The organism is Cupriavidus sp. L7L (genome assembly GCF_004353535.1).
Taxonomy (GTDB): domain Bacteria; phylum Pseudomonadota; class Gammaproteobacteria; order Burkholderiales; family Burkholderiaceae; genus Cupriavidus; species Cupriavidus oxalaticus_A.
The window spans coordinates 59,413-76,610 of sequence record NZ_SMNY01000008.1 but is presented as its reverse complement, the minus strand read 5'-3'; the positions used below and the strand labels follow the sequence as shown (position 1 = coordinate 76,610).

Below are 17,198 nucleotides of genomic sequence, written 5' to 3'. Positions count from 1 at the left end.
CCTCAGAAGGCTTTTTCGGCGTAAACCACGCTTACCAACGGTTTTTGTTGTGATCGAACAACACGGCTGGGCAAAAAAATCCCCGTTTTGGTGCAAAAACGGGGTGGATGGCTCGGTATACCTACCTCAGCGGTATTAGTCCGTCTGCGTTTCCGCTGAAGCCTCGGTTTGCGCGGCCGGACGGCCGACGAAGCGCGCCATGACCAGCCCAAGTTCATAGAGCAGCACCAGCGGAACCGCCAGCAGCAACTGCGACAGCACATCGGGCGGCGTCACGATGGCGGCGATGATAAACGCCCCGACGATCACATACGGGCGGATCTGCTTGAGCTTTTCCAGTTCGACCACGCCGAACCGGACGAGCACGATCACCACCACCGGCACCTCGAAGGTGATGCCGAAGGCCAGGAAGGTAGTCATGGCGAAGCTGAGGTACTTGTCGATGTCGGTCGACATGTCCGCACCCAGCGGCGCGTTGTAGTGCGCCATGAAGTGGAACACCGTCGGGAACACCAGGAAGTACGCAAACGCCACGCCACAGAGGAACAGGATGTAGCTGCTCGAGACCAGCGGCAGGATCAGCCGCTTCTCATGCTGGTACAGCCCGGGCGCGACAAACTGCCAGACCTGGTACAGCACCCATGGCAGCGCGATCAGGAACGCCACCAGCAACGTGACCTTCATCGGCACGAAGAACGAGCCGGTGACGTCGGTCACGATCATCTTGCCGCCCTTGGGCAGCGACTGCATCAGCGGCGCCGCAAACAGGTTGAAGATGACCGGCGCCCAGTAGACCAGGCAAACGAAGACCAGGATGATCCCGGCCACCGCCTTGACCAGGCGCTGGCGCAACTCGATCAGGTGGGAAATGAAGGTTTCCTGCTGCGACTCGTCTTGCGGGTCTTGGGGATCTGGGGACCGGGTGTCGCTCATGGCGTGGACCGCTCAGCCGCGCAGGCTGGCAAGGTGGGGTCGATGATGCCGCTCGGCGCGGCGCGGTTGGACGGGCATGGCGATGGCGGCGGCAGCCCCGGCATGGGCCGGCACGCGCAACATGCTCACTCGAAGAAGGAACGGGACGGCCGGCTGGCCGGGCGGTGGCGCTTCACGCGCGCGGCGCCCGACTGCACCCAGACCCGCACATTGTGCTGGCGCTTGAACCACAGCGGCCGCGCGCCCTGCTTCACGCGCCAGCTCTTGCGGCCGTTGTGAGCCTTGTGCGCCGCGTCCCAGCTTGGCACGAAGCTGTCGCCGCCGGCGCTGACGCCTTCGGTGCCCGCTTCAGTGCCGCCGAGCGCTTCGTTCAGTGCCTGGGTCTGCTCGCTGACTTCCTTGTGGATGGTGCGCTCGACGTCGCGCGCCGCTTCCTCGAATTCAGAGCGCATCTTGCGCAACTCTTCCAGCTCGACTTCGCGGCTGACCTCGGCCTTGACGTCATTGATATAGCGTTGCGCGCGGCCGACCAGAGCGCCAACGGTGCGGGCGACCTTGGGCAGCCGCTCGGGACCGATCACGATCAGTGCCACGGCACCGATCAGCGCCAGCTTGGAAATGCCGAGATCAATCATGCGGACATCATGCGGAAGACAGCGTAGACGCGGGGCTGCGCACAGGCAGCCACGATCGCGGGAAGGGGATAGCGCACCGCCGGCTTACTGCTGCTGGCGCGACTTTTCCTTGGCTTCTACGTCGATGGTGGTGGAGTCGCGCAGTTCCTTGGACTGGGCGGCCTGGGCCGACTTTTCCTTGTCTTCGCCGTCCTTCATGCCATCCTTGAAACCCTTGACCGCGCCGCCCAGGTCCTGGCCGATATTGCGCAGCTTCTTGGTGCCAAACACAAGCATGACGATCACCAGCACGATCAGCCAGTGCCAAATGCTAAACGAACCCATCTCTTGCTCCTGGTGAAGCCTCGGGCGTAGTCATAGTCGCCCGGACCCGTTGTTCCGTCCCGTTATGGCCGCGCCGGGCGACGGTTGCCGGCGCAGCATTTGCCCCGGCGTTGCCGCCCGGGCGCTCCCATGCCAAGGCTGCCCGTTCAGGGCAGCGGTCCCTTCCACTCGTGGCGCGGCCCACCGAGCACATGCAGATGCAGGTGGTAGATTTCCTGGCCGCCGTCCGGCCCGGTATTGATCACCGTCCGGAAGCCGTTGCCACAGCCTGCCGCGCGCGCCAGTTCAGGCACCTTCAGCATCATTCTAGCAAGCACCTCCCCTTCGCCGGCGCCGCAATCGGCCAGCGAGTCGACATGCGACTTGGGGATGACCAGCAGGTGTACCGGGGCCTTGGGATGGATATCGTGAAAGGCCACCATGTCGTCGTCTTCGTACACCTTGCGCGACGGTATCCGGCCGGCCACGATCTTGCAGAAGATGCAATTATCCTGAACGTTCATGAAAATTTCATTGCGGCGAACCCTGCACCCCGAGGGTACCGTGTCCGCCCGGCATCAGAACTGCTGATCCGGGTACATCGGCTTGCTGTCGTTGAGGTACAGCCAGCCCTTGACGATACGATACAGCATCCACAGCGACAGCACGGCCCACACCGCAAACGCCAGCGGCATCAGCACCACGGTGGCGAACAGCACGCCGCCCAGCACCGCCCACGCCACCGACCACCAGAACGAGCGGATTTGCCATGCGAAGTGCGAGGCATACAGCGAACCGCGCGCGTCGTCGCGCTTGACGTAGTCGATGATGATAGCGATCAGCGCGGTAATGCCGCCGGTCAGCCAGAAGATCGCGTACAGCGCGTACAGGATATGCAGCAGCTTGCGCAGGCTGCTCTGCTGTTCGCTGCTGGGGCCGGTAACCTGCGCGGTATAGTCGTTCGCCATGTTTGCCCTTGTTCTGCGATGGCCTGCCTCGCGGCAGGCGGGAAACTGGCCAGCACAGCGACTGGTCAGCCGGTCAGCCCTCTTCCTTGCGCCGGGCTTTTTCTTCCAGGCCGGAGAGCCCTTCGCGCCGTGCCAGTTCGTTGACAACGTCGTCCGGGCCCAGCCCGAAGTTTGCCAGCAACACCAGGGTGTGGAACCACAGGTCCGCCACCTCATAGACCAGCTTGCCGGCCTCGCTGCCGCTGTGGCCGGCAGCGCGCGCGTCCTTGGCCGCCATCACGGTCTCGGTGGCTTCCTCGCCGATCTTCTTCAGGATCGCGTCGTCGCCCTTGCTGTACAGCTTGGCAACATAGGACTTGGCGGGGTCGCCGCCATTGGCGGGCTTGCGCGATTCGAGCACTTCGGCCACGCGTGCCAGCACATCGCTGCTGCTCGGTTGGGTGTCGCTCATGGCTTGGTATAGATCTGTGCAGGGTCTTTCAACACGGGCTCGACGGTCTGCCAGTCACCCGCCTCCGCATCGCCCTCGAATTTCTGGAAGAAGCAGGAATGGCGCCCGGTATGGCAGGCGATGCTGTCCACCTGCGTGACCTTGAGCAGCACCACGTCCTCGTCGCAGTCGAGGCGGATCTCATGCACCTTCTGCACGTGGCCGGACTCTTCGCCCTTGTGCCACAGGCGCTTGCGCGAGCGCGACCAGAACACGGCCTCGCCCAGTTCCACGGTGCGCTGCAGCGCGTCGCGGTTCATGAACGCGAACATCAGCACGTCGTTCGAACCCACTTCCTGCACGATCACCGGCACCAGGCCGTTATCGTCCCACTTGACCTTGTTGAGCCACTTCTTTGCCATGATCAGATCCGCACTGGAATGCCCTCGCGGGCCATGAATGCCTTGGCTTCGCCCACGGTATGCTGGCCGTAGTGGAAGATGCTGGCGGCCAGCACCGCGTCGGCGCGGCCCTTGGTGATGCCGTCGGCGAGGTCCTGCAGCCCGCCGACGCCGCCCGAGGCGATCACCGGCACCGGCACCGCGTCGCTGACGGCGCGGGTCAGTTCCAGGTCGAAGCCGCTCTTGGTGCCGTCGCGGTCCATGCTGGTCAGCAGGATCTCGCCGGCGCCGCGCGCGGCCATTTCACGCGCCCATTCGACCGCGTCCAGGCCGGTAGCCTTGCGCCCGCCGTGGGTAAAGACTTCCCAGCGCGACGGCTCGCCCGGGGCGGAGCTGCGCTTGGCATCGATCGCCACCACGATGCACTGCGAACCGTATTTGGCGGTGGCGTCGGACACCAGCTGCGGGTTGGCGATGGCCGACGAGTTGACGCTGATCTTGTCCGCGCCGGCATTGAGCAGGCGCCGCACGTCTTCGACCGTGCGCACGCCGCCGCCGACCGTCAGCGGAATGAACACCTGCGAAGCGACGTCCTCGATGATATGCAGCATCAGGTCGCGCCCGTCGCTGGTGGCGGTGATGTCGAGGAATGTGATTTCGTCGGCGCCCTGCTCGTCATAGCGGCGCGCGATTTCCACGGGGTCGCCCGCATCGCGCAGCTCGACGAAGTTGACGCCCTTGACCACCCGCCCGTTGGTCACGTCCAGGCAGGGGATGATACGTTTGGCTAGCATGAGAGTCCTTGTCCGCCGCCGCGCCGGCAAGGCACCGGTGCGACAGCGGCTGCGCCCGCGGGCGCGTTGGCTTGCGTTGGGCCCGCGTTGGCCTTACTGGCCGTCGCGCAGCTTGTCGGCACGGGCCTGCGCATCGGCAAAGTTCAGATCACCGGAGTAGATCGCGCGGCCGCAGATGACGCCTTCCACACCCTCGCCCTCGACCGCGCACAGGTTGTCGATATCCGCCAGGTTGGACAGGCCGCCGCTGGCGATCACCGGGATCGACATCGACTGCGCCAGCTTGACGGTGGCGTCGATATTGATCCCCTGCAACATGCCGTCGCGGCCGATGTCGGTATAGATGATGGCTTCGACACCGTAGTCTTCATACTTGCGCGCCAGGTCCGCCACTTCATGCCCGGTCAGCTTGCTCCAGCCGTCGGTGGCGACCTTGCCGTCCTTGGCATCGAGGCCGACGATGATGTGGCCGCCGAAGGCCGAGCAGGCGTCCTTCAGGAAGCCGGGATTCTTCACCGCCGCGGTGCCGATGATGACGTACGACAAGCCGTCGTCCAGCCAGCGTTCGATGGTGTTCAGGTCGCGGATACCGCCCCCCAGTTGCACCGGGATCTCATCGCCGACCTCGGCGATGATGGCCTTGATGGCCGCCTCGTTGCGGGGCTTGCCCACGAACGCGCCGTTCAGGTCCACCAGGTGCAGGCGCCGCGCGCCCTGCTCCACCCAGTGGCGTGCCATGGCGGCGGGATCTTCGGAAAAGACGGTGGCCTGGTCCATGTCGCCTTGTTTGAGGCGTACACACTGACCGTCCTTCAGGTCGATGGCCGGAATGAGCAACATATGCGTGACGAGCGTGGTTGAGTAAGTGAGGTTGAGCGAGACCGGCGAGGCCGGTCAGGTCGGGGTCGATGTTCGATCGGGAACTGGTCGCTTGACGGGTTGCGTGAAGGGTCAGGGTCCGGTGACGGGTCTGTCTGGTTCTCGGTCGAACAATCGTCAAACAAGCGATTCGGGGTGTCCGGTGCGCCTTATGGATTCCAGTGGACGAAGTTCCGGTACAGCTGCAGGCCCAGGGCCGCGCTCTTCTCGGGGTGGAACTGCGTCGCGAAAATATTATCGCGGGCTACCGCGCTGGTAAACACGACTCCATACTCCGTTTCGCCGGCGATATGGGCCGGATCCTGCGCCTGCACGTAGTAACTGTGGACGAAATAGAACCAGCTGTCGTCGGGAATCCCGGCCCACAGCGGGTGCGGCTTCGCCTGGCGCACCCGGTTCCAGCCCATCTGCGGCACCTTGAAACGCGAGCCATCGGGCTGCGTCATGCCGTCCAGCGCAAAACGCACCACCTGGCCGGGCATCAGCCCCAGCGCCGGTGTGCGGTCCGCGCCAGCACGACTTTCGGTGCTGAACTCGAACAGCATCTGTTCGCCGACGCACACACCAAGCATCGGCTTGCTGCCGGCGGCCTCGACCACCGCTTCCTGCAAGCCCGAGGCGCCCAGTGCCGACATGCAGTCCGGCATCGCGCCCTGGCCGGGCAGCACCACGCGATCCGCGCTGCGGATGCCTTCGGGGGCATCCACCACCCGCACGTCCGCTTCCGGTGCCGCGGCACGCAGTGCCTGCGCCACCGAGCGCAGGTTGCCCATGCCGTAATCCACAATTGCTATGGTAGTCATGATTTCAAAACAGGCAACAATGTCTTCAGCCCGTCCACGATGAATTCAACAGCCAGCGCCGACAGGATCAGCCCCATCAGGCGCGTGCCGATATTGATGCCGGTGCGGCCGATCACCCGGGCGATCGGGTCGGCCGCGCGGAACACCATGTACACCACCGAACCCAGCAGCGCGCCAATGCCCACCAAAATCAGCAGCTGGTACCAGTGCTGGGTCTTGCCGGCATAGACGATCACCGTGCTGATCGAGCCCGGCCCGGTCAGCAGCGGCAGCGCCAGCGGCACCACCGCGATGCTGGACTTTACCTCGGCCTCATCCTCTTCTTCCGGCGTGGCCTTGGTGCGGCCGGTCTGCGCGTTCAGCATGTTCATGGCCATCATGATCATGATGAGGCCGCCACCCACCTGCAGCGATGCCACCGAGATATTGAAGAACTCGATGATCTGCTGCCCCAGCAACGCCGACACCGCCACCACGATCGCCACCGAGATCGACGCGATCTTGATGGTACGCAGCTTTTCCGCTTCGGTCTGCTGGCTGGTCAGGCTGATGAAGAACGGGATCGCCCCGATCGGGTTGATCAGCGCCAGCAGCGAGATAAACGACTTGAGCGTATCCATCGGTTGCGGGTTGCCAGCATCGCTGGCGGTATTGGATAGAGAGGTGGGCGGGCGCCGCAACCAGCCGGCACGCCTACGGGTTCAGGAAGCTCAGAGCGTACCCTTGGTCGACGGGATCGTGTTGGCCGCGCGCGGATCCAGCTCCACCGCCATGCGCAGTGCCCGGCCAAAGGCCTTGAACACGGTTTCGCACTGATGGTGGGCATTGATGCCGCGCAGGTTGTCGATATGCAGGGTCACGCCCGCATGGTTGACGAAGCCACGAAAGAATTCGATGGTCAGGTCGACGTCGAAGCTGCCCACGCGCGCACGTGTGAACGGCACGTGGAATTCCAGGCCGGGGCGGCCGGAGAAGTCGATCACCACGCGCGACAGGCATTCGTCCAGCGGCACGTAGCTGTGGCCGTAGCGGGTGATGCCCTTCTTGTCGCCAATGGCCCTGGCGACGGCCTGGCCGAGCGTGATGCCGACGTCTTCCACCGTATGGTGGTCGTCGATATGCGTGTCGCCGGTGGCTTCGACCTCCAGGTCGAACATGCCATGCCGGGCGATCTGGTCGAGCATGTGGTCGAGGAACGGCACGCCCGACGCCAGCTTCTGGCGGCCGGTGCCGTCGAGATTCAGGGAAACGCGGATTTGCGTTTCCGAAGTATTGCGGGTGACCTCTGCAACACGCATGGTGTTAATCCTGCAGCGACGCTGCGAATGCCTCAAGGAACTGCGCGTTTTCTTCGGGCGTGCTGACCGTGACGCGCAGACAATTGGCCAGCAACGGGTGCATTTTACTCACGTTCTTGATCAATACCTTCCGCGCCAGCAGGCGGTCGAAGGTCTGTGCCGCATCCGGCACGCGCGCCAGCAGGAAGTTGGCGGCGCTTGGGAACACCGTGACGCCTGCATGCGCGGCCATGCCGTCGGCCACGCGGGTGCGCTCGGTGCGCAGTTGCGCGGCCTGTTCGTCCAGCACCGACACATGCTCCAGCGCGAAGAGCGCGGCGGCCTCGGTCAGCACGTTGACGTTGTAGGGCGGGCGCACCTTGTCGATCTGCGCCAGCCACTCCGGCGCCCCGGCCAGGTAGCCCAGGCGGATGCCGGCCAGGCCGAGCTTGGACACGGTGCGCATCACCAGCAGGTTGCCGAAGTCCGTCAGGCGCGGCATCCAGCTTTGCTGCGCGAACGGCTGGTAGGCCTCGTCGACCACCACCAGGCTGTTGCAGACATCGCCTTGCGCGGCACGGAGGATGGCCTCCATGTCGGCCGCGTCGAACAGGTTGCCGGTGGGGTTGTTCGGATAGGCCAGGTAAATGATGGCGGGCTGGTGCTCGGCCATCGCCGCCAGCATGGCGTCGCGATCGAGAGTGAAGTCGGCGCGCAGCGGTACGCCGACGAACTCGAGCCCGGCAAACTGCGCCGACATCGCATACATGACAAAGCCCGGCACCGGCGCCATCACCGTGGCGCCCGGCTTGGCCGCGGCCAGCGCCAGCATGCTGATGATCTCGTCCGAGCCGTTGCCCAGCAGCACGTCCATGCCGGCGGGCACCTGCATCACATCCTTGAGCCTGGCGCGCAGCGCTTCGCTGCTGGGCACCGGGTAGCGGTTCAGCGCCACCTCGCCCAGCCGCGCGGCCAGCTGCTGGCGCAGCTCCTGCGGCAGGCGGTACGGGTTTTCCATCGCGTCGAGCTTGACCAGACCGTGCGAATCCGGGACGTGGTAGGCGCCCATGGCGCGCACGTCGTCACGGATGATGCGTTCGATCAGGGAGGGCTCTACGGCTGACATGGAAACTCCTGGTTTGACTGCGTTGGTTCAGTAAATCAACTGCGCTTGAAACGGTATTCCGCGCTGCGGGCGTGGGCCTGCAGACCTTCGCCATACGCGAGCTCGGCGGCGATCTGGCCAAGCATCTGCGCCCCGCCCTCGCTGACCTCGATCAGGCTCGAGCGCTTCAGGAAGTCATAGACGCCCAGCGGCGACGAGAAGCGCGCCGTGCGCGAGGTCGGCAACACGTGGTTGGGGCCGGCGCAGTAGTCGCCCAACGATTCGCTGGTATAGCGGCCGAGGAAGATGGCGCCGGCGTGGCGGATCTTCTCGCTCCACTGGCGCGGGTTCTCGGCGGAGATTTCCAGGTGCTCCGGCGCGATCGCGTTGGCGATCTCGCAGGCTTCTTCCATGTCGCGCACCTTGACCAGTGCGCCGCGGCCGGAGATCGACGAAGCGATCACGTCGCGGCGCGGCATGGTCGGCAGCTGGCGCTGGATGCTGGCTTCGACGCGGGCGATGTAGTCCGAGTCCGGGCACAGCAGGATCGACTGCGCCAGTTCGTCGTGCTCGGCCTGCGAGAACAGGTCCATCGCCACCCAGTCGGGGTCGGTGGTGCCGTCGCAGATCACCAGGATCTCGGAAGGCCCGGCGATCATGTCGATGCCGACGGTGCCGAACACGCGCCGCTTGGCCGCGGCCACATAGGCATTGCCCGGGCCGACGATCTTGTCGACCTGCGGCAGCGTCGCGGTGCCGTAGGCCAGCGCGCCCACGGCCTGCGCGCCACCGATGGTGAAGACGCGGTCGACGCCGGCGATCTGCGCGGCGGCCAGCACCAGCTCGTTGCGCACGCCGCCGGGCGTGGGCACGACCATGATGATCTCCTTCACGCCGGCCACACGCGCCGGGATCGCGTTCATCAACACCGACGATGGGTAGGCGGCCTTGCCGCCCGGCACGTAGATGCCGACGCGGTCCAGCGGCGTCACCTTCTGGCCCAGCATGGTGCCGTCGGCCTCGGTGTACTCCCAGCTGTGGCTGCCGCACTCGATCTTCTGCTTCTCGTGGTAGGCACGCACGCGCGCGGCAGCGGCTTCCAGCGCGGCGCGGCGCTTGGGCTCGAGGTCTTCGAGAGCGGCTTCCAGTTCAGTCTGGGACAGCTCGAGCGCCGCGATCGACGGCGCTTCCATGCGGTCGAAGCGCTTCGTGTACTCCAGCACCGCGGCGTCGCCGCGGACCTTCACGTCGGCCAGGATCTGTGCCGCGGCGCGGTCGATGGCCTCGTCCTCGCCGGCCTCGAAGGCCAGCACCTGGCGCAGCGCCTCGGCAAAGCCCGGCTCGCTGGAATCAAGCCGGCGGATCGGCAGGTTTTCCATTTCGGATACGGTTGCGTTCATGACTTCTTTTCCTTCTCGGTCGGTACCGGCCTGATGTGGCCCGATGTGGCCCTACACCAGCGCCGCCGAAGCGCGTTCGAAAGCGTCGAGGATCGGCGCCAGCCGCTCGCGCTTGAGTTTGAGCGCAGCCTGGTTCACCACCAGCCGCGACGAAATTTGCACGATCTCTTCCACTTCGACCAGGTTGTTGGCGCGCAGCGTGCTGCCGGTGCTGACCAGGTCGACGATGGCATCGGACAGGCCCACCAGCGGGCCCAGCTCCATCGAACCGTACAGCTTGATCAGATCGACGTGAACGCCCTTTTTCGCAAAATGCTCGCGCGCGGTCTGCACGTACTTGGTGGCCACCGCCAGGCGCGCGCCCTGGCGCACCGCGCTGGCGTAGTCAAACCCGGCCGGCACCGCCACCGACATGCGGCAGCGGGCGATATTGAGGTCGATCGGCGCGTACAGGCCGGCCATGCCATGCTCCATCAGCACGTCCTTGCCGGCCACGCCGAAGTCGGCGGCGCCGTACTGCACGTAGGTCGGCACGTCCGAAGCGCGCACGATCACCACGCGCACGGCGGGGTCCGAGGTCGGCAAGATCAGCTTGCGCGAGGTCTCGGGATCCTCGGTGACCTGGATGCCGGCGGCTTCGAGCAGCGGCAGCGTCTCGGTGAAGATGCGGCCCTTGGACAGCGCCAGCGTCAGCTGGTTGGGCGATGCGTTGAAAGTGGGGCTCATCGTGCGTCAGTCCTCGTGCTCAGGCAATGCGGCGAATCTTGGCGCCCACTGCAGACAGCTTGTCTTCCATGCGGTCGTAGCCGCGGTCCAGGTGATAGATACGGTCGATCACGGTGTCGCCCTCGGCGACCAGGCCGGCGATGACCAGGCTGGCGGAGGCGCGCAGGTCGGTCGCCATCACGCTGGCGCCGGACAGGCGCGGCACGCCGCTGACCACCGCGGTGTTGCCTTCCACGGCGATGTCGGCGCCGAGTCGGTTCAGTTCCTGCACGTGCATGAACCGGTTCTCGAAGATGGTCTCGGTCACGCGCGCGGTGCCTTCGGCCACGGCATTCAACGCCATGAACTGGGCCTGCATGTCGGTCGGGAAGGCGGGGTATTCCGAGGTGCGGAAGCTCACCGCCCTGGCGCGGTGCGGCATCGCCAGGCGGATCCAGTCGGCGCCGGTCTCGATGCGGGCGCCGGCTTCGCGCAGCTTGTCGAGCACGGCGTCGAGCAGGTCCGGGCGCACGTCGCGCAGCACCAGTTCGCCCAGCGTCGCGGCCGCCGCGCACAGGAAGGTCCCGGCCTCGATGCGATCTGCGACCACGCTGTGGCGGGCGCCGTGCAGCCTGTCGACGCCCTGCACCACCAGCCGGTCAGTGCCGATGCCGTCGATCTTCGCGCCCATCTTGACCAGCAGGTGAGCCAGGTCGGTGACTTCCGGCTCGCGCGCGGCGTTTTCCAGCACGGTTTCGCCTTCGGCCAGCGTGGCGGCCATCAGCAGGTTCTCGGTGCCGGTCACGGTGATCATGTCGGTGACCACGCGCGCGCCTTTCAGGCGCCGGGCACGGGCATGGATAAAGCCATGCTCGATGCTGATCTCGGCGCCCATCGCCTGCAGGCCCTTGATGTGCTGGTCGACCGGCCGCGCGCCGATGCCGCAGCCGCCGGGCAGCGAGACCCGGGCCTCGCCGAAGCGCGCCACCAGCGGACCCAGCACCAGGATCGAGGCGCGCATGGTCTTGACCAGCTCGTACGGGGCTTCGAGCGAGTTGACGTCGGCGCCGTTGAGCGCGACGGTGGCGCCATCCTGCTCGGCGCGCATGCCCATCAGGCGCAGCAGCTTGAGCGTGGTGCGCACGTCCTGCAGGTTGGGCACGTTATCCAGCGAGACGGTATCGGCCGTGAGCAAGCCCGCGCACAGGATCGGCAGCGCGGCATTCTTGGCGCCTGAAACGCGGACTTCGCCCCGTAGCGGACCGTTGCCCTGGATCTGGAATTTGTCCATGTTGTGTCGGTTCTGGCCGGGCCTGGGCCCGGCATCATTGTTTTCAACCGCGCATGCGGCGCGGTGCGGCACGGCCTGAGCTTACTTGCCCTCACCTGCCTGCCACTCGGCGGGCGTCAGCGTCTTCATCGACAGCGCATGGATCTCGGCGCGCATGCGGTCGCCCAGCGCGGCATAGACACGCTGGTGGCGCTGGATCAGCCGCTTGCCTTCGAACTCGTTGCTGACGATGGTGGCAAAGAAGTGCTGGCCGTCGCCCTCGACTTCCAGATGTTCGCAGGGCAATCCTTGGGCAATGTATTCCCTGACTTGTTCCGGTGTAGGCAGCATGGGGTTCTCTTCAGCGTATTCAGAATGTGCGCGATGTCAGTGCGGCGGCGCTCAGTGGCGCAGCTTGTAGCCGGATTTCAGCAGCCGCAGCGCCAGCGCCGCCAGCACCACGAAGGCCGATCCCACCACCGCCAGGCTAAACAGCGGCGACACGTCCGAGACGCCGAAGAAGCCATAGCGGAAGCCGTCGATCATGTAGAAGAACGGATTGGCATGGGACACCGCCTGCCAGAAGGCCGGCAGCGAATGGATCGAATAGAACACGCCGGACAGGAAAGTGGCCGGCATGATCAGGAAGTTCTGGAACGCGGCGAGCTGGTCGAATTTCTCGGCCCAGATGCCGGCGATCAGGCCAAGCGTACCGAGGATGCCCGCGCCCAGCAGTGCGAACACCACGATCCAGCCGATGTTGGCAAAGTGCAGGTTGGCAAACCATGCCGTCACCAGCAGCACGCCCAGGCCCACGGTCAGCCCGCGGATCACCGAGGCCAGCACATAGGCACCGAACATCTCCCAGTGCGACAGCGGCGGCAGCAGCACGAACACCAGGTTGCCGGTGATCTTGGACTGGATCAGCGACGACGAGCTGTTGGCGAAGGCGTTCTGCAGCACGCTCATCATCACCAGGCCGGGCACCAGGAAGGCGGTGTAGCTGATCTGGTCGTAGATCTTGACGCGGTCTTCCAGCACGTGGCCGAAGATCAGCAGGTACAGCACCGCGGTCAGCACCGGCGCGGCCACGGTCTGGAAGCTGACCTTCCAGAAGCGCAGCACTTCCTTGTACAGCAGGGTCCGGAAGCCGACCAGGCCGCCAACGGCCATCGGGCCCAGGCGGGCGTCTTCCACCAGTTCGATTTCGCCAGGCTGCTTCATGCCGCGGCCTCCATGGCGGGGTCGGGCAGCGCGCCCGGCATGTGGCCCTCGCGGCGCATGATCTGGACAAACACGTCTTCGAGGTCGGCCTTGTTGATTTCCATGTCTTCGATGTCACAGCCCGCTTCGCGGCAGGCGGCCAGGATCGGCTCGACCGCCTGGTAGCCCGACAGCCGCAGCCGCACCGCGCGCTCGCCCGGGTTGGCCGGCATACGCAGCGGCTCCAGCGCATGCGGCAGGGTGCCCTGCGCGAAAGTCAGCACAAGTTGCAGCCCGGCGAACTGCGTCAGCAGGTTGCTGGTGCGGTCCAGCGCCACCACTTCGCCGAACTTGAGCATGGCGATGCGGTCACACAGCGCCTCGGCCTCTTCCAGGTAGTGCGTGGTCAGGATGATGGTGTGGCCTTCCCGGTTCAGGCGCGAGATGAATTTCCACAGCGTCTGGCGCAGCTCGACGTCGACGCCGGCGGTAGGTTCGTCCAGCACGATCACCGGCGGGCGGTGTACCAGCGCCTGCGCCACCAGCACGCGGCGCTTCATGCCACCGGACAACTGGCGCATATTGGAATCGGCCTTGCTGGTCAGGTCCAGGTTGGCCATGATCTCGTCGATCCAGTCGTCGTTGCGGGTCAGGCCGAAATAGCCGGACTGCAGCCGCAGCGTCTCGCGCACCGTGAAGAACGGGTCGAACACCAGCTCCTGCGGCACCACGCCAAGCATACGCCGCGCCATCCGGTAGTCGGATACGACATCGTGGCCCAGCACACGGACGCCGCCGGAGTCGGCACGGTTCAGGCCGGCGAGAATCGAGATCAGCGTGGTCTTGCCGGCGCCGTTCGGCCCGAGCAGGCCGAAGAATTCGCCGCGTTCGACGGTGAAGCTGACGCCCTTGAGCGCCTGGAGGTTGCGGTAGCGCTTGCGGACGTCGTGGATTTCAATGGCTTTCATGGCCGTTGTCTGTGGCGTGTCCGGCCTTTTTTGGGGGGCCAGCCGCCTGGAATGGGGAACTACTGTGTGCCCGGATTTCCTGGGCCGGCTTGGCATGCACCGGAATCAGGCGGGGGGAAGGGCGAACAACCCGGAATTATAGGGGATCAGGGGTAGGTCCCGCTTGATCCCCCACCGGATGGTCCGCTGGGCGCGGCGACGCACCAGGCCGTCGCCGGGGCATCGCGTTCGGACGCAATCGCTGCGCCCGGCGATGCCGGATCAATGTCGGTGGTGGTGGCCCGGACGGGAAAGCGCGTCGGCGCCGTTCGCCAGGCCCAGCAGGCCATCGACGCCATACAGGCCGGCCAGCTGCGACAGCTGCGCCGGCACCCCGCGCAGCGACAGCGCCAGGTTGCGCGCGGCTGCGGCACGATGCCACGCCAGCAGCACGGCAACTGCGGAGGAATCCACCTGCGCCAGGCCCGTGCAATCGACCTGCACCTTGCCCTGCGCCCCGCCCTGCGCCACGCGCGCCAGCCCGTCGCGCAGCACGGCCGCGGCGTTCTGGTTGGTCAGCGAGGTACCCAGCGAAAGCATGGTGGCGTCAGGAAACGTAATCGGCTTGGATGGAGAGCAAGGCGGCGCAAACAAAAGCTCCCGCGCTGAGGCGGGAGCCAGTGCCGCGAACGGCCATTGTAGTGCAAGATCGGCGCGCTGTGCTGCATTGCAGCGGCGCGCGCTCGCCGCGGCTTAGCTCTTGGCGTTGGCCAGCTGGCGGTTGCGGTCCTGCAGCGTCTTGATCACACCCTCGACGCCCTGCTGGCCGACGATGGTATTGAAGCTGCCCTTGTAGGCCTCGGTCAGCCACGCACCCAGCACGTTGATGTCGTAGACCTTCCAGCCGTTCGCGGTCTTCTCCAGGCGGTAGTCCATCTGGATCGGCTCGCCCTTGTTGATGACCTGGGTGCGGATGGTGGCATCGGTGTCCTCAGGCGTGCCGCGGTACGGGCGGTATTGCACGGCCTGGTCACGGATCTGCGCGATGGCGCCGGCGTAGGTGCGGATCAGCAGGGTCTTGAACTCCTCGGTGATCTGCTTCTGCTGCTCGGGCGTCGCCTTCGACCAGTTGCGGCCCATCGCGATCTGCGTGGTCTTCTGGAAGTTGGCGTTGGGGATGATCTTTTGCTCGACCAGCGCGGTGATCTTGGCAATATTGCCGGCCTGCATGTCCTTGTCGGCCTTGACGGTCGTCATTACGTCGTTGACCACGGCCTTCACCAGCCCGTCCGGCGTGGCGGCGTCCGTGCCCGACACCTGTGCATGGGCAGCGCCGGCGAAGGCTACTACCGTAAGGAAGGGGACCAACAGTCGCTTAATCATGGATTTTTCCTTCTTTCTCAAAGACGTTTGCCGGCGAAGTACACCGGACTGGCGCCGCCTGCCGGCAGCGGCCTTGCGGTGATTGGAACATAAGCACGGCCCGCGCGTTGCACGGACCAGCGCCTTCTCCGCCACTTCCAAACAAATTGTTTCAGCCCTGACAGGGCATTCACAGCCTGGCGCCGGGCCCCGGGACTGGCGCACAAGGCGCTTAGCGAATGCGGATCACGCCGGGGACGATACGCTGCATCGGCTCCACCGGCGGCACGGGCAGGCTCTGGCTTTCCGGCTGGATGTCGCCCTTGGGAGGCGTGGCGGCCGGGGCCGACGCATCGGCCGGCGGCGTGGCCGCGGGCGCGGACGCATCCGCCGGTTGTGCGGCAGGTGCCGGTGCCGCGGGCGTGGTGGCGCCAGCAGGCTTCTCGCCGGCGTCATCCGGGGCAGCCGGTGCTGCGGGTGCGGCGCCATCGCTGTCAGCGTCGTCGGCTTCCGGCGGATTGCCATCGTAAACCAGGTACTGGCGCCGCTGCAGGTAGGAGTCGCGCAGGAACGAGTACTTGTCCAGCGCCGCCTGCTCCAGCAGGTTGCTCGCGCCCAGCAGCTGCGCGCGGCCCGCGACGATGCGCACGCCGGCCAGCGAATTGCGCAGCGATACCGGGTAGATATAGGCCGACGGGTCGAACTGGCGGTCCACCAGCATGCCGCCGGTATCGCGCACCGAGCTCGGGCCGAACAGCGGCAGCACCAGGTACGGGCCTGGCGGCACGCCCCACACACCCAGCGTCTGGCCGAAGTCTTCCTTGTACTTGGGCAGGCCGGCCGGCGTGGCGATGTCGATCAGCCCGCCCAGGCCGAGCACCGAGTTCATCGCGACCCGCATCGAATCCTCGGCGGCGCGCGTGGGCTTGCCCTGCAGCAGGTTGTTCACCGCCGAATAGGCATCGCTGACGTTGGAGAAGAAATTCTCCACCGCGCGCTGCACCGGCGTCGGCATGTAGTCGGCGTACAGCTCGGCCACCGGGCGCAGGATGCCCTTGTCGAAGTCCTCGTTGATCTTCGAGACTTCGCGGTTAAAGGGCTCCAGTGGATCCTTCGGGTTGGCCGTGGGGCCGGTGGCGCAGCCGGCGATCAGCGCAGCGGCTGCCGCCGCGGCCATCAGGCCGGCCACCGGGCGGCGTGCAACGCGGCCCGGCTTGACGGGGGGGACAACCCTCATTTGGCATCCCCACCCAGCGCCGGCGCGCTGGCGCCGGCCGCGGGCGAGCCGCTGGCACCACCGGCATCCGCCGCCTTGTTGTACAGGAACTGCCCGATCAGGTTTTCCAGCACCACCGCGGACTGCGTCATGGTGATGCGGGCGCCATCGGCCAGCATGGCGGTGTCGCCACCGGCTTCCAGGCCGATGTATTGCTCGCCCAACAGGCCCGAGGTCAGGATCTTGGCCGAGGTGTCCTTGGGAAACTGGTAGCGCTTCTCCAGGTTCATCTCGACGGTGGCCTGGTAGGTCTTGTCGTCGAAGCGGATCGCCGCGACGCGGCCGACCACCACGCCGGCGCTCTTGACCGGCGCGCGCGGCTTGAGCCCGCCGATATTGTCGAAGCGGGCCTGCACGCTATAAGTGTCCTGGAAGGTAAAGGCGCTCATGTTGCCCGCCTTGAGGGCCAGGAACAGCAGGGCCACAAACCCCGCCGCAACAAACAGCCCCACCCAGAAATCGAGTGTGATCTTTTTCATTGGAATCTCTTTCTTCAACCCTGTAGTG

The 17,198-nt window shown here is 65.8% G+C and carries 23 protein-coding genes; all 23 read right to left on the bottom strand.

What is annotated here, in order from left to right; translation table 11 throughout:
• Positions 1 to 135: 135 nt before the first annotated feature.
• Positions 136 to 933: a twin-arginine translocase subunit TatC gene (tatC, locus tag E1J61_RS07525; protein ID WP_133093472.1), complete on the bottom strand. Its 798-nt coding sequence runs from the start codon at positions 931 to 933 to the stop codon at positions 136 to 138.
• A gap of 125 nt (positions 934 to 1,058) precedes the next feature.
• A complete protein-coding gene (tatB, locus tag E1J61_RS07520) occupies positions 1,059 to 1,568 on the bottom strand; it encodes a Sec-independent protein translocase protein TatB (protein ID WP_133093471.1) in 510 nt (169 codons plus the stop codon).
• A gap of 84 nt (positions 1,569 to 1,652) precedes the next feature.
• Positions 1,653 to 1,892: a Sec-independent protein translocase subunit TatA gene (gene tatA / locus E1J61_RS07515; protein WP_133093470.1), complete on the bottom strand. Its 240-nt coding sequence runs from the start codon at positions 1,890 to 1,892 to the stop codon at positions 1,653 to 1,655.
• A gap of 146 nt (positions 1,893 to 2,038) precedes the next feature.
• Positions 2,039 to 2,395: a histidine triad nucleotide-binding protein gene (locus E1J61_RS07510; RefSeq protein ID WP_133093469.1), complete on the bottom strand. Its 357-nt coding sequence runs from the start codon at positions 2,393 to 2,395 to the stop codon at positions 2,039 to 2,041.
• A gap of 54 nt (positions 2,396 to 2,449) precedes the next feature.
• Positions 2,450 to 2,839: a hypothetical protein gene (locus E1J61_RS07505; RefSeq protein ID WP_133093468.1), complete on the bottom strand. Its 390-nt coding sequence runs from the start codon at positions 2,837 to 2,839 to the stop codon at positions 2,450 to 2,452.
• A 73-nt stretch (positions 2,840 to 2,912) separates the two neighbouring features.
• The gene (locus E1J61_RS07500; RefSeq protein ID WP_133093467.1) at positions 2,913 to 3,290 is read right to left on the bottom strand and encodes a phosphoribosyl-ATP diphosphatase; all 378 of its coding nucleotides are present in this window, start codon (positions 3,288 to 3,290) and stop codon (positions 2,913 to 2,915) included.
• Complete coding sequence (gene hisI, locus E1J61_RS07495; protein WP_063241227.1) at positions 3,287 to 3,691, bottom strand: phosphoribosyl-AMP cyclohydrolase; 405 nt, start codon at positions 3,689 to 3,691, stop codon at positions 3,287 to 3,289. The genes E1J61_RS07500 and hisI overlap by 4 nt, the downstream gene beginning before the upstream one ends.
• A gap of 2 nt (positions 3,692 to 3,693) precedes the next feature.
• Complete coding sequence (gene hisF, locus E1J61_RS07490; RefSeq protein WP_063241228.1) at positions 3,694 to 4,464, bottom strand: imidazole glycerol phosphate synthase subunit HisF; 771 nt, start codon at positions 4,462 to 4,464, stop codon at positions 3,694 to 3,696.
• 93 nt (positions 4,465 to 4,557) lie between these two features.
• The gene (gene hisA / locus E1J61_RS07485) at positions 4,558 to 5,304 is read right to left on the bottom strand and encodes a 1-(5-phosphoribosyl)-5-[(5-phosphoribosylamino)methylideneamino]imidazole-4-carboxamide isomerase (RefSeq protein ID WP_029047635.1); all 747 of its coding nucleotides are present in this window, start codon (positions 5,302 to 5,304) and stop codon (positions 4,558 to 4,560) included.
• 188 nt (positions 5,305 to 5,492) lie between these two features.
• On the bottom strand, positions 5,493 to 6,146 hold the full coding sequence (hisH, locus tag E1J61_RS07480; RefSeq protein WP_165971443.1) for an imidazole glycerol phosphate synthase subunit HisH: 654 nt from the start codon (positions 6,144 to 6,146) through the stop codon (positions 5,493 to 5,495).
• Complete coding sequence (locus E1J61_RS07475) at positions 6,143 to 6,766, bottom strand: YchE family NAAT transporter (protein ID WP_133093465.1); 624 nt, start codon at positions 6,764 to 6,766, stop codon at positions 6,143 to 6,145. Before E1J61_RS07475 ends, hisH begins: the two co-directional genes overlap by 4 nt.
• A gap of 90 nt (positions 6,767 to 6,856) precedes the next feature.
• On the bottom strand, positions 6,857 to 7,444 hold the full coding sequence (gene hisB / locus E1J61_RS07470) for an imidazoleglycerol-phosphate dehydratase HisB (RefSeq protein WP_019451384.1): 588 nt from the start codon (positions 7,442 to 7,444) through the stop codon (positions 6,857 to 6,859).
• A 4-nt stretch (positions 7,445 to 7,448) separates the two neighbouring features.
• Positions 7,449 to 8,549 (bottom strand): histidinol-phosphate transaminase, encoded by a 1,101-nt coding sequence (gene hisC / locus E1J61_RS07465; RefSeq protein WP_133093464.1) that lies wholly within the window; start codon positions 8,547 to 8,549, stop codon positions 7,449 to 7,451.
• A 35-nt stretch (positions 8,550 to 8,584) separates the two neighbouring features.
• Positions 8,585 to 9,928, bottom strand: a complete 1,344-nt coding sequence (hisD, locus tag E1J61_RS07460; RefSeq protein ID WP_133093463.1) for a histidinol dehydrogenase — start codon at positions 9,926 to 9,928, stop codon at positions 8,585 to 8,587.
• 51 nt (positions 9,929 to 9,979) lie between these two features.
• The gene (gene hisG / locus E1J61_RS07455) at positions 9,980 to 10,654 is read right to left on the bottom strand and encodes an ATP phosphoribosyltransferase (protein WP_029047631.1); all 675 of its coding nucleotides are present in this window, start codon (positions 10,652 to 10,654) and stop codon (positions 9,980 to 9,982) included.
• 19 nt (positions 10,655 to 10,673) lie between these two features.
• Positions 10,674 to 11,924: a UDP-N-acetylglucosamine 1-carboxyvinyltransferase gene (murA, locus tag E1J61_RS07450; protein WP_133093462.1), complete on the bottom strand. Its 1,251-nt coding sequence runs from the start codon at positions 11,922 to 11,924 to the stop codon at positions 10,674 to 10,676.
• A gap of 81 nt (positions 11,925 to 12,005) precedes the next feature.
• The gene (locus tag E1J61_RS07445; RefSeq protein ID WP_133093461.1) at positions 12,006 to 12,254 is read right to left on the bottom strand and encodes a BolA family protein; all 249 of its coding nucleotides are present in this window, start codon (positions 12,252 to 12,254) and stop codon (positions 12,006 to 12,008) included.
• Between the two features lie 51 nt (positions 12,255 to 12,305).
• Positions 12,306 to 13,127 (bottom strand): ABC transporter permease, encoded by an 822-nt coding sequence (locus E1J61_RS07440; protein WP_133093460.1) that lies wholly within the window; start codon positions 13,125 to 13,127, stop codon positions 12,306 to 12,308.
• Complete coding sequence (locus E1J61_RS07435; RefSeq protein ID WP_133093459.1) at positions 13,124 to 14,074, bottom strand: ABC transporter ATP-binding protein; 951 nt, start codon at positions 14,072 to 14,074, stop codon at positions 13,124 to 13,126. The genes E1J61_RS07440 and E1J61_RS07435 overlap by 4 nt, the downstream gene beginning before the upstream one ends.
• Before the next feature lie 261 nt (positions 14,075 to 14,335).
• Positions 14,336 to 14,653, bottom strand: coding sequence for a lipid asymmetry maintenance protein MlaB (locus tag E1J61_RS07430; protein WP_133093458.1), 318 nt, complete (start codon positions 14,651 to 14,653; stop codon positions 14,336 to 14,338).
• Positions 14,654 to 14,806: 153 nt separating this feature from the next.
• Positions 14,807 to 15,436: a phospholipid-binding protein MlaC gene (locus E1J61_RS07425; protein ID WP_133093457.1), complete on the bottom strand. Its 630-nt coding sequence runs from the start codon at positions 15,434 to 15,436 to the stop codon at positions 14,807 to 14,809.
• A gap of 211 nt (positions 15,437 to 15,647) precedes the next feature.
• The gene (locus E1J61_RS07420) at positions 15,648 to 16,652 is read right to left on the bottom strand and encodes a VacJ family lipoprotein (protein ID WP_371703153.1); all 1,005 of its coding nucleotides are present in this window, start codon (positions 16,650 to 16,652) and stop codon (positions 15,648 to 15,650) included.
• Positions 16,649 to 17,170: an outer membrane lipid asymmetry maintenance protein MlaD gene (mlaD, locus tag E1J61_RS07415; RefSeq protein ID WP_133093456.1), complete on the bottom strand. Its 522-nt coding sequence runs from the start codon at positions 17,168 to 17,170 to the stop codon at positions 16,649 to 16,651. Before mlaD ends, E1J61_RS07420 begins: the two co-directional genes overlap by 4 nt.
• Positions 17,171 to 17,198 lie beyond the last annotated feature (28 nt).

Excerpts from the sequence above, each read along its gene's own strand:
- tatC (WP_133093472.1), bottom strand. The coding sequence starts at position 933 with ATGAGCGACACCCGGTCCCCAGATCCCCAAGACCCGCAAGACGAGTCG.
- tatB (WP_133093471.1), bottom strand. The coding sequence starts at position 1,568 with ATGATTGATCTCGGCATTTCCAAGCTGGCGCTGATCGGTGCCGTGGCA.
- tatA (WP_133093470.1), bottom strand. The coding sequence starts at position 1,892 with ATGGGTTCGTTTAGCATTTGGCACTGGCTGATCGTGCTGGTGATCGTC.
- E1J61_RS07510 (WP_133093469.1), bottom strand. The coding sequence starts at position 2,395 with ATGAACGTTCAGGATAATTGCATCTTCTGCAAGATCGTGGCCGGCCGG.
- E1J61_RS07505 (WP_133093468.1), bottom strand. The coding sequence starts at position 2,839 with ATGGCGAACGACTATACCGCGCAGGTTACCGGCCCCAGCAGCGAACAG.
- E1J61_RS07500 (WP_133093467.1), bottom strand. The coding sequence starts at position 3,290 with ATGAGCGACACCCAACCGAGCAGCAGCGATGTGCTGGCACGCGTGGCC.
- hisI (WP_063241227.1), bottom strand. The coding sequence starts at position 3,691 with ATGGCAAAGAAGTGGCTCAACAAGGTCAAGTGGGACGATAACGGCCTG.
- hisF (WP_063241228.1), bottom strand. The coding sequence starts at position 4,464 with ATGCTAGCCAAACGTATCATCCCCTGCCTGGACGTGACCAACGGGCGG.
- hisA (WP_029047635.1), bottom strand. The coding sequence starts at position 5,304 with ATGTTGCTCATTCCGGCCATCGACCTGAAGGACGGTCAGTGTGTACGC.
- hisH (WP_165971443.1), bottom strand. The coding sequence starts at position 6,146 with ATGACTACCATAGCAATTGTGGATTACGGCATGGGCAACCTGCGCTCG.
- E1J61_RS07475 (WP_133093465.1), bottom strand. The coding sequence starts at position 6,766 with ATGGATACGCTCAAGTCGTTTATCTCGCTGCTGGCGCTGATCAACCCG.
- hisB (WP_019451384.1), bottom strand. The coding sequence starts at position 7,444 with ATGCGTGTTGCAGAGGTCACCCGCAATACTTCGGAAACGCAAATCCGC.
- hisC (WP_133093464.1), bottom strand. The coding sequence starts at position 8,549 with ATGTCAGCCGTAGAGCCCTCCCTGATCGAACGCATCATCCGTGACGAC.
- hisD (WP_133093463.1), bottom strand. The coding sequence starts at position 9,928 with ATGAACGCAACCGTATCCGAAATGGAAAACCTGCCGATCCGCCGGCTT.
- hisG (WP_029047631.1), bottom strand. The coding sequence starts at position 10,654 with ATGAGCCCCACTTTCAACGCATCGCCCAACCAGCTGACGCTGGCGCTG.
- murA (WP_133093462.1), bottom strand. The coding sequence starts at position 11,924 with ATGGACAAATTCCAGATCCAGGGCAACGGTCCGCTACGGGGCGAAGTC.
- E1J61_RS07445 (WP_133093461.1), bottom strand. The coding sequence starts at position 12,254 with ATGCTGCCTACACCGGAACAAGTCAGGGAATACATTGCCCAAGGATTG.
- E1J61_RS07440 (WP_133093460.1), bottom strand. The coding sequence starts at position 13,127 with ATGAAGCAGCCTGGCGAAATCGAACTGGTGGAAGACGCCCGCCTGGGC.
- E1J61_RS07435 (WP_133093459.1), bottom strand. The coding sequence starts at position 14,074 with ATGAAAGCCATTGAAATCCACGACGTCCGCAAGCGCTACCGCAACCTC.
- E1J61_RS07430 (WP_133093458.1), bottom strand. The coding sequence starts at position 14,653 with ATGCTTTCGCTGGGTACCTCGCTGACCAACCAGAACGCCGCGGCCGTG.
- E1J61_RS07425 (WP_133093457.1), bottom strand. The coding sequence starts at position 15,436 with ATGATTAAGCGACTGTTGGTCCCCTTCCTTACGGTAGTAGCCTTCGCC.
- E1J61_RS07420 (WP_371703153.1), bottom strand. The coding sequence starts at position 16,652 with ATGAGGGTTGTCCCCCCCGTCAAGCCGGGCCGCGTTGCACGCCGCCCG.
- mlaD (WP_133093456.1), bottom strand. The coding sequence starts at position 17,170 with ATGAAAAAGATCACACTCGATTTCTGGGTGGGGCTGTTTGTTGCGGCG.